The sequence below is a fragment of the Mycobacterium sp. 852002-50816_SCH5313054-b genome, assembly GCF_001667185.1.
GTDB lineage: Bacteria > Actinomycetota > Actinomycetes > Mycobacteriales > Mycobacteriaceae > Mycobacterium.
This window is the reverse complement of record NZ_LZIC01000019.1, coordinates 1-12165: the sequence shown is the minus strand read 5'-3', so window position 1 is coordinate 12165 and position 12165 is coordinate 1. Positions and strand designations below refer to the sequence as shown.

At 66.9% G+C, this 12165-nt stretch carries 14 protein-coding genes; 13 read left to right on the top strand and 1 reads right to left on the bottom strand.

Annotation, left to right across the window (positions count from 1 at the left end; all coding sequences use genetic code 11):
- The first annotated feature begins 4 nt into the window (after positions 1-4).
- From rplB to A5787_RS02345, 10 genes are all read left to right on the top strand, one after another.
- Positions 5-847, top strand: a complete 843-nt coding sequence (gene rplB / locus A5787_RS02390; RefSeq protein ID WP_066961050.1) for a 50S ribosomal protein L2 — start codon at positions 5-7, stop codon at positions 845-847.
- 19 nt (positions 848-866) lie between these two features.
- Positions 867-1148: a 30S ribosomal protein S19 gene (rpsS, locus tag A5787_RS02385; RefSeq protein ID WP_066907363.1), complete on the top strand. Its 282-nt coding sequence runs from the start codon at positions 867-869 to the stop codon at positions 1146-1148.
- On the top strand, positions 1145-1693 hold the full coding sequence (gene rplV, locus A5787_RS02380; RefSeq protein WP_066961046.1) for a 50S ribosomal protein L22: 549 nt from the start codon (positions 1145-1147) through the stop codon (positions 1691-1693). The genes rpsS and rplV overlap by 4 nt, the downstream gene beginning before the upstream one ends.
- The gene (rpsC, locus tag A5787_RS02375; protein ID WP_066961043.1) at positions 1693-2529 is read left to right on the top strand and encodes a 30S ribosomal protein S3; all 837 of its coding nucleotides are present in this window, start codon (positions 1693-1695) and stop codon (positions 2527-2529) included. The genes rplV and rpsC overlap by 1 nt, the downstream gene beginning before the upstream one ends.
- 3 nt (positions 2530-2532) lie before the next feature.
- Complete coding sequence (rplP, locus tag A5787_RS02370; protein WP_007167840.1) at positions 2533-2949, top strand: 50S ribosomal protein L16; 417 nt, start codon at positions 2533-2535, stop codon at positions 2947-2949.
- Complete coding sequence (gene rpmC, locus A5787_RS02365; RefSeq protein WP_066961040.1) at positions 2949-3182, top strand: 50S ribosomal protein L29; 234 nt, start codon at positions 2949-2951, stop codon at positions 3180-3182. The genes rplP and rpmC overlap by 1 nt, the downstream gene beginning before the upstream one ends.
- Complete coding sequence (rpsQ, locus tag A5787_RS02360; protein ID WP_369829073.1) at positions 3179-3541, top strand: 30S ribosomal protein S17; 363 nt, start codon at positions 3179-3181, stop codon at positions 3539-3541. Before rpmC ends, rpsQ begins: the two co-directional genes overlap by 4 nt.
- 164 nt (positions 3542-3705) lie before the next feature.
- Positions 3706-6063 carry an arylsulfatase gene (locus A5787_RS02355; protein WP_066961034.1) on the top strand — a complete coding sequence of 786 codons (2358 nt, stop codon included), beginning with the start codon at positions 3706-3708 and terminating at the stop codon, positions 6061-6063.
- Positions 6044-6613: a hypothetical protein gene (locus tag A5787_RS27970; RefSeq protein ID WP_231993777.1), complete on the top strand. Its 570-nt coding sequence runs from the start codon at positions 6044-6046 to the stop codon at positions 6611-6613. The genes A5787_RS02355 and A5787_RS27970 overlap by 20 nt, the downstream gene beginning before the upstream one ends.
- A gap of 51 nt (positions 6614-6664) precedes the next feature.
- Positions 6665-7591, top strand: a complete 927-nt coding sequence (locus A5787_RS02345) for a DUF4436 domain-containing protein (protein ID WP_066961031.1) — start codon at positions 6665-6667, stop codon at positions 7589-7591.
- 1 nt (position 7592) lies between these two features.
- On the opposite strand, the gene pstS is transcribed toward A5787_RS02345, so the two are convergent.
- Entirely contained in the window at positions 7593-8720 is a 1128-nt protein-coding gene (pstS, locus tag A5787_RS02340; protein WP_066961028.1) for a phosphate ABC transporter substrate-binding protein PstS, read from the bottom strand.
- Positions 8721-8982: 262 nt separating this feature from the next.
- Between pstS and A5787_RS02335 the strand changes: the two genes are divergently transcribed.
- The 3 genes from A5787_RS02335 (at position 8983) to A5787_RS02325 (ending at position 11950) form a co-directional block, all read left to right on the top strand.
- Complete coding sequence (locus tag A5787_RS02335; protein ID WP_066961025.1) at positions 8983-9930, top strand: DUF4436 domain-containing protein; 948 nt, start codon at positions 8983-8985, stop codon at positions 9928-9930.
- 33 nt (positions 9931-9963) lie between these two features.
- Positions 9964-10854 carry a formylglycine-generating enzyme family protein gene (locus tag A5787_RS02330; protein WP_066961022.1) on the top strand — a complete coding sequence of 297 codons (891 nt, stop codon included), beginning with the start codon at positions 9964-9966 and terminating at the stop codon, positions 10852-10854.
- A gap of 136 nt (positions 10855-10990) precedes the next feature.
- Entirely contained in the window at positions 10991-11950 is a 960-nt protein-coding gene (locus tag A5787_RS02325; protein ID WP_066961018.1) for a DUF4436 domain-containing protein, read from the top strand.
- Positions 11951-12165 lie beyond the last annotated feature (215 nt).

The window sequence follows — 12165 nt, the reverse complement described above, 5'->3', positions numbered from 1 at the left end:
ACACATGGCAATTCGTAAGTACAAGCCGACGACCCCGGGTCGTCGCGGCGCCAGCGTCTCCGACTTCGCGGAGATCACTCGGACGGAGCCGGAGAAGTCGCTGGTTCGCCCGCTGCACGGTCACGGTGGGCGCAACGCGCACGGGCGGATCACCACCCGTCACAAGGGCGGCGGGCACAAGCGCGCCTACCGGGTGATCGACTTCCGCCGCAACGACAAGGACGGCGTCAACGCCAAGGTCGCGCACATCGAGTACGACCCGAACCGTACCGCCAACATCGCGTTGCTGCACTTCCTGGATGGCGAGAAGCGCTACATCATTGCGCCGCTTGGCCTCTCGCAGGGCGACGTGGTGGAGTCCGGCGCCAACGCCGACATCAAGCCGGGCAACAACCTGCCGTTACGCAACATCCCCGCCGGCACCCTGGTGCACGCCGTGGAGCTGCGGCCGGGCGGCGGCGCGAAGCTCGCGCGGTCGGCCGGGTCGAGCATCCAGTTGCTCGGCAAGGAGGGCAGCTACGCCTCGCTGCGGATGCCCAGCGGTGAAATCCGCCGCGTCGACGTGCGCTGCCGCGCCACCGTCGGCGAGGTCGGCAACGCCGAGCAGGCGAACATCAACTGGGGCAAGGCCGGTCGCATGCGGTGGAAGGGCAAGCGCCCGTCGGTCCGCGGTGTGGTCATGAACCCGGTGGACCACCCGCACGGCGGTGGTGAGGGTAAGACCTCCGGCGGTCGGCACCCGGTCAGTCCGTGGGGCAAGCCGGAAGGCCGCACCCGCCACCCGAATAAGGCCAGTAACAAGCTCATCGTCCGCCGACGCCGCACCGGCAAGAAGCATTCGCGGTAGGAAGTCTCAGGAGTAGCACATGCCACGCAGCCTGAAGAAGGGCCCGTTCGTCGACGGCCATCTGCTCAAGAAGGTCGACGTACAGAACGAGAAGAACACCAAGCAGGTCATCAAGACCTGGTCGCGCCGGTCGACGATCATTCCGGACTTCATCGGTCACACCTTTGCGGTGCACGACGGGCGCAAGCACGTTCCCGTGTTCGTCACCGAGGCGATGGTGGGCCACAAGCTCGGCGAGTTCGCCCCGACGCGCACCTTCAAGGGGCACATCAAGGATGATCGGAAGGCCAAACGGCGATGACCACAACTGAGTTTCCGTCGGCGGTCGCCAAGGCGCGGTTCGTGCGCGTCTCGCCGAGAAAGGCGCGCCGGGTGATCGACCTGGTGCGCGGCAGGTCCGTGGAGGACGCGCTGGACATCCTGCGCTGGGCGCCGCAGGCGGCCAGCGAACCGGTCGCCAAGGTGATCGCCAGTGCGGCGGCCAACGCGCAGAACAACAACGGCCTGGACCCGGCGACCCTGGTGGTCGCGACCGTCTATGCCGACGAGGGACCGACCGCCAAGCGCATCCGTCCGCGCGCCCAGGGCCGCGCCTTCCGGATCCGCAGGCGCACCAGCCACATCACGGTCGTGGTGGAAAGCCGGCCGGCAAAGGACGCGGGGTCGGCGAAGTCGACGCGGGCCCGTCGCGCCGAGGCCAGCAAGGCCGCGGCGAGTGCGCCCGCCAAGAAGGCGCCCGCCAAAAAGGCACCAGCCAAGAAAGCGCCGGCCGCGAAGAAGGCGCCGGCAAAGAAGGCCCCGGCCAAGGCTTCTGAGGCTTCTGAAGCGAAGGGAGGCTCAGACTAGTGGGCCAGAAGATCAATCCGCACGGCTTCCGGCTGGGCATCACGACGGACTGGAAGTCCCGCTGGTACGCCGACAAGCAGTACGCCGACTACGTCAAGGAGGACGTCGCGATCCGCCGGCTGCTGTCCACGGGCCTGGAGCGCGCCGGCATCGCCGACGTCGAGATCGAGCGCACCCGCGACCGGGTTCGGGTGGACATCCACACCGCGCGTCCCGGCATCGTCATCGGCCGCCGCGGCACCGAGGCCGACCGGATCCGGGCGGACCTCGAGAAGCTGACCGGCAAGCAGGTCCAGCTGAACATCCTTGAGGTCAAAAACCCTGAGTCGCAAGCGCAATTGGTGGCGCAGGGCGTCGCCGAGCAGTTGAGCAACCGCGTGGCGTTCCGCCGGGCGATGCGCAAGGCCATTCAGTCGGCGATGCGTCAGCCCAACGTCAAGGGCATCCGGGTGCAGTGCTCAGGCCGCCTCGGCGGCGCGGAGATGAGCCGCTCGGAGTTCTACCGCGAGGGCCGCGTCCCGCTGCACACCCTGCGCGCCGACATCGACTACGGCCTGTACGAGGCCAAGACCACGTTCGGCCGGATCGGCGTGAAGGTGTGGATCTACAAGGGCGACATCGTCGGCGGCAAGCGCGAATTGGCCGCCGCCTCCCCGGCGGGCGCGGAGCGTCCGCGCCGCGAGCGGCCCTCGGGCACGCGCCCGCGGCGCAGTGGAGCGTCGGGCACCACGGCGACCAGCACCGAGGCCGGCCGCGCGGCGGGTGCCGAGGAAAGCACTCCGCCGGCCCCGGCCGAAGTTGCGCCTCCCCTCGAACCCCAGAGCACGGAGAGCTGAATCATGTTGATTCCCCGCAGGGTCAAGCACCGCAAGCAGCACCACCCCCGTCAGCGTGGCATCGCCAGCGGCGGCACGGCGGTGAACTTCGGTGACTACGGCATCCAGGCACTCGAGCACGCCTACGTCACCAACCGGCAGATCGAATCGGCCCGTATCGCGATCAACCGGCACATCAAGCGTGGCGGCAAGGTGTGGATCAACGTCTTCCCCGACCGCCCGCTGACCAAGAAGCCCGCCGAGACCCGGATGGGTTCGGGTAAGGGCTCCCCGGAGTGGTGGGTCGTCAACGTCAAGCCCGGCCGCGTGCTGTTCGAGCTCAGCTACCCCAACGAGCAGGTCGCCCGGGCGGCGCTCACCCGCGCAATCCACAAGCTGCCGATCAAGGCACGCATCGTGACCCGAGAGGATCAGTTCTGATGGCACTGGGAATTTCGCCTGGCGAACTGCGCGAGCTCACCGACGCCGAACTCGCCGAGCGCGTGCGTGAATCCAAGGAGGAGCTGTTCAACCTGCGCTTCCAGATGGCGACCGGGCAGCTCACCAACAACCGCCGGCTCCGCACGGTGCGTCAGGAAATCGCGCGCGTCTACACGGTGCTGCGCGAACGAGAACTGGGCCTCGCATCCGGGCCCGATGGTAAGGATTCGTGATGGCAGAAGCTAAGAAGGCGGCCGCGAAGGCCGCTCCCAAGAAGGCCGCTGCGAAGGACGCCGAGTCGAAAGACAAAGGCCCCAAGCACACTCCGGCCAACCCCAAGTCGCGTGGCCGGCGCAAGGTGCGCATCGGCTACGTGGTGAGCGACAAGATGCAGAAGACCATCGTGGTCGAGCTGGAAGACCGTATGCGCCACCCGCTGTACGGCAAGATCATCCGCACCACCAAGAAGGTCAAGGCGCACGACGAGGACAGCACCGCCGGGATCGGCGACCGCGTCTCGCTGATGGAGACGCGCCCGATGTCGGCCACCAAGCGCTGGCGGCTGGTCGAAATCCTCGAGAAGGCCAAGTAACGCTCGGCGACGAGACGCAACAGCCCCCGCCCGCTCGGCGTGTCGGGGGCTTTTGCGTCTGCTGGCGGGTCCCCGGAAATTCTCACTTTGTTCTCACCTGCCCGGTGTAGTCTCCACGCCACGCGCGTAGCGGCGTCCACCAACGGCAGTGAGGCTGGCCAACGATGACTGGGTCGACCGAGTTTCAGGGCAAGATCGAGCTGGATATCCGCGATTCGGAGCCGGACTGGGGGCCGTACGCGGCGCCGACGGCACCGGAGCACTCGCCGAACATCCTGTATCTGGTCTGGGACGACACCGGCATCGCGACGTGGGACTGCTTCGGCGGCCTGGTCGAGATGCCCGCCATGACGCGGATCGCCGAGCGCGGCGTGCGGTTGTCGCAATTTCACACCACCGCGCTGTGCTCGCCGACCCGGGCGTCGCTGCTGACCGGGCGCAACGCGACCACCGTCGGCATGGCCACCATCGAGGAATTCACCGATGGGTTCCCCAACTGCAACGGGCGGATCCCCGCCGACACCGCGCTGATCTCCGAGGTGCTCGCCGAACGCGGCTACAACACGTATTGCATCGGCAAGTGGCACCTGACGCCGCTCGAAGAGTCCAATCTGGCGTCGACAAAACGACACTGGCCCACCTCGCGTGGCTTCGAGCGGTTCTACGGGTTCATGGGCGGCGAGACCGACCAGTGGTATCCCGACCTGGTCTACGACAACCACCCCGTCAGCCCGCCGGGGACACCGGAAGACGGCTATCACCTGTCCAAGGACATCGCCGACAGGACCATCGAATTCATCCGCGACGCCAAGGTGATCGCGCCGGACAAGCCGTGGTTCAGCTACGTGTGCCCGGGCGCCGGGCATGCGCCGCACCATGTCTTCAAGGAGTGGGCGGACCGCTACGCCGGCCGGTTCGACATGGGCTACGAGCGCTACCGCGAGATCGTGCTGGAAAAGCAGAAGTCGATGGGCCTCGTGCCGCCGGATACCGAACTGTCGCCGGTCAACCCGTACTCGGACGTCAAGGGACCACAGGGCGAGCCGTGGCCGCTGCAGGACACCGTGCGTCCCTGGGACTCGCTGGGCGACGAAGAGAAGAAGCTGTTCTGTCGGATGGCCGAGGTGTTCGCCGGCTTCCTCAGCTACACCGACGCCCAGATCGGCCGCATCCTGGACTATCTCGAGGAGTCCGGCCAGCTGGACAACACCATCATCGTGGTGATCTCCGACAATGGCGCCAGCGGTGAGGGCGGGCCCAACGGGTCGGTGAACGAGGGCAAGTTCTTCAACGGCTACATCGACACCGTCGAGGAGAGCATGAAGCTCTTCGATCACCTCGGCGGACCGGAGACCTACAACCATTACCCGATCGGCTGGGCGATGGCCTTCAACACGCCCTACAAGCTGTACAAGCGCTACGCCTCGCATGAAGGCGGCATCGCCGACACCGCAATCGTCTCCTGGCCCAACGGCATTGCGGCGCACGGCGAGGTTCGCGACGCCTATGTTAACGTCTGCGACATCACGCCGACCGTCTTCGATCTGCTGGGTATCACGCCACCGGAAACCGTCAAAGGCATCGCGCAGAAACCGCTGGACGGCGTGAGTTTCAAGGCTGCCCTTGATGATCCGGGCGCCGACACCGGAAAGAAGACCCAGTTCTACACCATGCTGGGCACCCGCGGCATCTGGCATGAGGGCTGGTTCGCCAACACCGTCCACGCCGCCACACCGGCCGGGTGGTCGCACTTCGACGCCGATCGCTGGGAGCTCTTCCACATCGAGGCCGACCGCAGCCAGTGCCACGACCTGGCCGCCGAGCAGCCCGACAAGCTGGAAGAGCTTAAGGCGCTGTGGTTTTCCGAGGCGGCCCGATACAACGGCCTGCCGCTGTCGGACTTGAACATCATCGAGACGATGATGCGCTCACGTCCCTATCTGGTCGGCGAACGGTCGAGCTACACGTACTATCCCCACTGCGCCGACGTCGGCATCGGCGCGGCCGCCGAGATTCGTGGCCGCTCGTTCGCCGTGCTCGCCGACGTGACCGTGGATACCACCGGCGCCGAGGGCGTGCTGTTCAAGCAGGGCGGCGCCCACGGCGGCCACGTTCTGTTCGTCCAGGACGGTCGGCTGCACTACGTCTACAACTTCCTCGGTGAACGCCAGCAGCTGGTTTCCTCGTCCGGCCCGGTGCCGCTGGGGCGACACATGTTCGGGGTTCGCTATGCGCGGACGGGAACGGTTGAGAACAGCCATACCCCGCTTGGCGACCTCACGCTGTTCGTCGACGACGAGGTGGCCGGCACGCTGCCGGGGGTGACGACCCACCCCGGGACGTTCGGCCTCGCGGGGGCCGGGATCACCGTCGGGCACAACGGTGGATCGGGGGTGTCGAGCCGCTACAAGGCGCCGTTCGCCTTCACCGGCGGCACCATCGCCCAGGTCACCATCGACGTGTCGGATAGGCCGTACGAGGACGTGGAAAGGGAACTTGCGCTTGCATTTTCCCGCGACTGAGCTGGCTGTCGGTATCGCGATCCTGCTCGGCCTGGGGGCGGGCGTGGGTTGCGAGCGGAGCACCGGCGGCATCGCGGTCCGGACGAGCGGTGCCGCTCCGTCGACGACGTCCGCCGCACCGACACTGTCCGACCCCGCCGAGCCGGTGCCCGGGGTCGAAAGCACGCTGCCCGACCACATTCCGCCCAATGCCGTGGTGTGCTTTCCGCGTCCGGCGGCCAGCGGCACCATGACCGTCGCGTCGGTGCCGGATCCCGTGGCGCCCGTGATCACGCTCCCGGTGCCGGACGGCCGGAAGTCGGCCCGCGGGTCCGGCGACGTGGCATTGACGGCGCCAGGGCCCGCCGGCATGTCGGTGCGGGTGACGATCACGCCGACGGACCTCGAAGCCGGGCCCGGCGGCGTGGCGTTCGCCGACCGCATCACCCACGTCTGGACGAACACGAGGTCATTCCTGGTGGTAATCCATTTGGAGGGGCCGGTGGGTGCGCCCGGCTTCGACGCGGCGAAGTCGACGACGATGCAGCAGTTTGCTGTCGTCATTCCGTAAAGGACCGTTTTCAACGCAGGCGGGCGGTAGCATCACGCCCCGTGATGCCCCATGAGCACTGAGACTTCGCCCCCGCCTGCACCGCCCGCCGCACGCGGGCCGCGCATCGCCATCGCGTTCGGGATCGTCGTGGCCGTCATCGTCATCTACGTCCTCTCCCTGATAGCCGTGCACCTGCTGGCCCAATCGGCGCCCCCGCTGCCCTCGGTGGACCTGAGCAAGGTCGAGGCCGACGACAGCGTGGTGCAGGTGCGCCTGGAAAAGCTGGACACCGTCGCCAACCGACTGACGGTGAATGTGCTTGTCTACCCGAAGGATTCGCTGTACGACAAGAACTTCGGCGTCCTCACGACCGACGCCGCCGTGCGGCTGTACCCGGAGAACGACCTGGGAGACCTGCAATACCCGGTAGGGAAGGCGCCGGCGCAGCTCAGCACCACCATCCAGGCGCAGGGCGATCCGGGTAACTGGCCGTTCGACTCGTACACAACGCAGGTGATCGCGGCCGACGTGTTCACCGGTACCGGCCAAAGCCGCGAGAAGGCGCCCGCCCGCGTCGAAGTCACCGGAAAGCTGGACGGCTGGGACGCCAGTGTCACCCGCGTCCACGACCCCGACGATTCCAACCCGGACGTGAAGGACAACGTGACCATCACCTTGCACCGGGCGCGAGGGCCGCTGATCTTCGACATCGGCATCTGCCTGGTCCTGATCGCCCTGCCCGTGCTGGCGCTCTGGGTGGCCATTCCGGTGGCGCTGGGAAAGACACCGTTCCTGCCCCCGATGACCACGTGGTACGGCGCGATGCTGTTCGCCATCGTCCCGCTGCGCAACATCCTGCCGGGCAGCCCGCCGTACGGGTCGTGGATCGACCAGGCCGTCGTGCTGTGGGTGCTGATCGGCCTGGTGGTCGCGATGGCCCTGTTCCTCGTCGGCTGGTGGCGGCAACGCGAACGAAGACAGCCGAAGAAGGGCTGAATTACTCGGCGACGGCCGCTCCGGCGTAGCTGATCGCGTCGACGGCGCTGGAGACCCTCGACTGGAAGTCGGGCGACAGCGGTATGTAGCCGTTGCGGGCCAGCTCGACCTGGCCCGGGCCGATCGCCGCCTGCAGGAACGCCTTGACGGCCTTGGCCTGGTCCGCGATGGGGTACTTCGAGCAGACGATCTCGTAGGTGGCCAGGACGATCGGGTAGACATCGGGCTGGGCGGGGTTGTAGAACGACGAGATGTCGAGCACTAGATTGTTGCCCGTGCCAATGATTTTGGCGCCGGTGATCGTCTTGCCGACCGTGTCGGTTCCGATCCGCACCGGTCGCAGCGACCTGCGGCTCGCCGGGGTTTTGATTTCCGCGGCGAACAGACCCTGCTGCAACGCGAACGACAACTCGTTGTAGCTGATCGCGCCCTCGGTGGCCTTCACCAGCTCCGAGGTGCCCTTGTTGCCGGCGGCCCCGACACCGACCCCGCCGTTGAACGACTTGCCGGTGCCCTGCTTCCAGGCTCCTACCGACGCGGCCTGCAAGTAGGACTGGAAGTTCTCGGTGGTGCCCGACGCGTCGCTGCGGTAGACGACGCGGATGTCCTCGGCCGGCATGGACGTGTTGAACGCGGTGAGGGCCGGGTCGTCCCAGCGCGTGATGGTCCCGTTGAAGATCTTGGCCAGCGTGGGGGCGTCGAGCACCAAGGAGTCGACGGATCCGAGGTTGTAGGTGATGGCCAGCGGGCCGAACACCACGGGCAGGTTCCATGCGTCGGCCCCGCCGCAACGCTGCTTGGCGGCGGCGTATTGGTCATCGGTCAGCGGTATGTCAGACCCACCGAAATCGGTTTTACCGGAAAGGAATTCGCTGATTCCTGCCCCCGAGCCGTTGGCCGTGTAGTTGAGCGTCTGCCCCGAGCACGCCCGGTGGTACGCGTCGACGAACTTCGTCATCGCGTTCGCCTGTGCGGTCGAGCCGCTGGCAATCAGGGTCTGCTTGCCGCCGCAGTCCACCTTGGCCCCCGCGGCGTAGGCAAGGGTCGCGTGGGCGTTGCTGCATCCCGAGAGCACCAAGGCGGCGGCCGCCAGCACGCTCATGGGGACGGTCGATCGGTCGTGCTTCACCTTGATTGCCTCCTGGCGCCGGCGCTGATCGACACATTTACAGCGGTCGAATTAACAGGCAAACAAACGGAGAATGAACGAGTCGTCATGCGTGCCGGCGCTCGGGTTTCGCTGGGTGGCGATCGGGTGTGCGGCGGGTGGACGGAAATTGCCTACTGATGGCCGGAAAAATTCTTTGACGCATGGACAGCACCGGTTCGCTACGATCTAATCCTCGTGTGCTCGCCCCCCGAGCTCGCCCGCCGCCCGGAGGTGTTGACCGATGACCCATCAGGCTCCCCCAGCGCCACCGCCCGCGACACCCCCCACGCCGGAGTCGTCGCCCGCGGCGCCGCCCGAGGCGCCCGGCAAGGGCGGCAGACGGCGCACCCTATTGGTGATCGGCCTCCTGGTGGCTTTCCTCGTCGTCTACGGCCTGTCGCTGTTCGGGGTCCACTTGCTGTCCAAATCGGCGGGACCGCTCAAGCCGCCGGACCTGAACGCGACCAACGACACCATCGTCCTGGTGCGTCTCGAAAAGCTGGAAACCGTCGCGAATCGCCTGACGGTAAAGGTCCTTGTGATTCCCGAGGATTCGATGTTCGACAAACGCCTCGATGTGCTGAAGACAGACACCGCCGTGCGGATGGACCCCGCCAATGACCTGGGTGACCTGCAATACCCGGCGGGCAAGTCGCCGGCGCAGGTCGCCACCACGATCGAGGCTCATGGCGACCCCAACAACTGGCCGTTCGACTCCTACAGCACCGACACCCTGTCGGCAGAGGTGCTCGTCGGGCAAGGCGATGCTCGCCAGTACATACCTGCCCGGGTGGAAGTGACCGGGGCGTTGGACGGTTGGGACGTCAGCGTCCAGCGGGTAGGTGAAGCGAGCCAGGAGGCGGATCGCCCGGACAACGTGATCATCACGTTGCACCGCGCCAAGGGGCCGCTGATCTTCGACTTGGGCATCTGCCTGGTGCTGTTCGCCTTGCCCACCCTGGCTTTCGCCGTGGCCATACAAATCGCTCTGGGCAGACGGAAATTCGTGCCGCCCTTCGTGACGTGGTTCGCTGCCATGCTGTTCGCTGTCATCCCGATACGCAATTTCCTGCCCGGGTCTCCACCGCCGGGTGCGTGGATCGACCAGGTTCTGGTGATCTGGGTGTTGATGGCTCTCGTCGCGGCGATGGGCTTGTACATGCTCACCTGGTATCGGCAATCGGACTGAAGCCCCGGCGAGCGGCCGTCCTACCCTCAAGGGGTGCTCACCGAGTTGGTCGACCTCCCGGGCGGATCATTCCGCATGGGTTCGACGCGCTTCTATCCCGAAGAGGCGCCGGTCCACACCGTGACCGTGGCGGCCTTCGCGGTGGAGCGGCACCCGGTGTCCAACGCGCAGTTCGGCGAATTCGTCTCTGACACAGGCTATGTCACCGTCGCCGAGCAACCGCTAGACCCGGCGCTCTACCCCGGTGCCGATCCCGAGGACCTTTGTCCGGGAGCCATGGTCTTCCGCCCGACACAAGGCCCGGTCGACCTGCGCGACTGGCGGCAATGGTGGGACTGGATCCCGGGCGCGAACTGGCGAAATCCGTTCGGGCCGGACAGCGATCTGCAGGGCAGGGCCGACCATCCGGTGGTGCAGGTGGCGTACCCGGACGCGGCGGCGTACGCGCGCTGGGCCCATCGGCGGCTCCCGACCGAGGCCGAGTGGGAGTACGCCGCCCACGGCGGAAGCACGGCGACCTATTCCTGGGGGGACGATGCGAACCCGAACGGCCGGCTGATGGCCAACACGTGGCAGGGGCGGTTTCCGTATCGCAACGACGGGGCGCTCGGGTGGGTGGGCACCTCGCCCGTGGGGACGTTTCCGCCCAACGGTTTCGGCCTGCTCGACATGATCGGGAACGTCTGGGAGTGGACTGCCACCGAGTTCTCCGCGCACCACCGGCTCGACCAACCACCGAAAGCCTGCTGCGCGCCCTCGGGGCCGGCGGATCCGTCCGTCAGCCAGACGCTTAAGGGCGGTTCGCACCTGTGCGCGCCGGAGTATTGCCACCGCTACCGTCCGGCCGCGCGGTCACCGCAATCACAGGACACCGCGACCACCCACATCGGGTTCCGATGCGTGGTGGATCCGCCGTCGCGCTAGGCCGCCCGACAGCAAAGCGACCGCGCGGTTACCGTCCGATGGACGGTGCATGACGGAGCTCTCGTCACCGCGCGGGACCGGCGCACGTTCACTAGCATCTGATCGGTGTTGCCCCCACTGCGCGCGCGGGTCAGCAATGACCGCTGAGGCTGAGACGACACCGGCCCCGCCACCGCCGTCGGACGAACCGCCGTCGCCACCGCCGCCGACTGGCAAACAGTATCGGAAGCCGCGCATCGCGATCGGCGTGAGCATTCTGCTCGTCGTCATCTCCGCCTACGCCCTGTCCCTGTTCGGCGTACACCAGTTGCAGGAAGCGGAGGCCCCGCTTCCTCCGCTGGATCTCAGCCAGGGCGGGGGCGACGCGACCATCGTGCAACTGCGCCTCGAGGAGCTCAAGCCCGTCGCGAATCGTCTTACCGTGAATGTCCTTGTCTATCCAGGTATCTCGTCCTACGACAATCGCTTCGACGTGCTGGGCACTGATGTTGGCGTGCGCCTGTATCCGACCAGCGACCTGGGGGACCTGCACTACCCGAAGGGGAAGGCGCCGGCGCAGCTCAGCACCACCGTGGAGGCGCACGGCGATCCCGGTAACTGGCCCTTCGACTCGTACCGGACCGAACCGATCTCGGCCGACGCGTTCGTCGGGTCCGGCGACAACGTCAAGAAGGTGCCCGCCCGCGTCGAAGTCACCGGTGAACTCGACGGGTGGGACGTCAGCGTCCAGCGGCTGCACGACCCTGGTGCGCTCCCGACCCAGCGTGGCACCGACAACGGGAACGTGGTCATCACCTTCAAGAGGGCCAAGGGTCCGCTGATCTTCGACCTGGGCATCTGCCTGGTGCTCATCAGCCTGCCCACCCTGGCCCTGTTGGTCGCCATCCCGATGGCGCTGGGCCGAAGGAAGTTCCTGCCGCCCTTCGCGACGTGGTACGCCGCGAACCTCTTCGCGATCGTCCCGCTGCGCAACATCCTGCCCGGCGCCCCACCGCCCGGTTCGTGGATAGACCAGGCCATCGTGCAGTGGGTGCTGATCGCGCTCGTGACGGCGATGAGCCTGTACATCTTCGCCTGGATCCGGCAAGGGGACTGACGATCTGACGCGCCTGCCCCAACGGCCCCAACGGCACCGGCCACGCCGCCAGGCACCCCGCCGGGTGTTGATCGCGCTGGCCACGGCGCTGGTCTTGTACCTCGCCGCCTGGTACCGGCATTCGACCTAAACGTGTCGGCAAGTTGCCTCATGTCAAGATGCGCGCGAAGGGTGCTTCGTTGCCTCACGTGAGCGTGCGCGCTTGGTGATTGGAG

Bases quoted from the DNA above. Each gene is read 5' to 3' on its own strand.
- rplB (WP_066961050.1), top strand. From the start codon at position 5: ATGGCAATTCGTAAGTACAAGCCGACGACCCCGGGTCGTCGCGGCGCC.
- rpsS (WP_066907363.1), top strand. From the start codon at position 867: ATGCCACGCAGCCTGAAGAAGGGCCCGTTCGTCGACGGCCATCTGCTC.
- rplV (WP_066961046.1), top strand. From the start codon at position 1,145: ATGACCACAACTGAGTTTCCGTCGGCGGTCGCCAAGGCGCGGTTCGTG.
- rplP (WP_007167840.1), top strand. From the start codon at position 2,533: ATGTTGATTCCCCGCAGGGTCAAGCACCGCAAGCAGCACCACCCCCGT.
- rpmC (WP_066961040.1), top strand. From the start codon at position 2,949: ATGGCACTGGGAATTTCGCCTGGCGAACTGCGCGAGCTCACCGACGCC.
- A5787_RS02355 (WP_066961034.1), top strand. From the start codon at position 3,706: ATGACTGGGTCGACCGAGTTTCAGGGCAAGATCGAGCTGGATATCCGC.
- A5787_RS02345 (WP_066961031.1), top strand. From the start codon at position 6,665: ATGAGCACTGAGACTTCGCCCCCGCCTGCACCGCCCGCCGCACGCGGG.
- A5787_RS02335 (WP_066961025.1), top strand. From the start codon at position 8,983: ATGACCCATCAGGCTCCCCCAGCGCCACCGCCCGCGACACCCCCCACG.
- A5787_RS02325 (WP_066961018.1), top strand. From the start codon at position 10,991: ATGACCGCTGAGGCTGAGACGACACCGGCCCCGCCACCGCCGTCGGAC.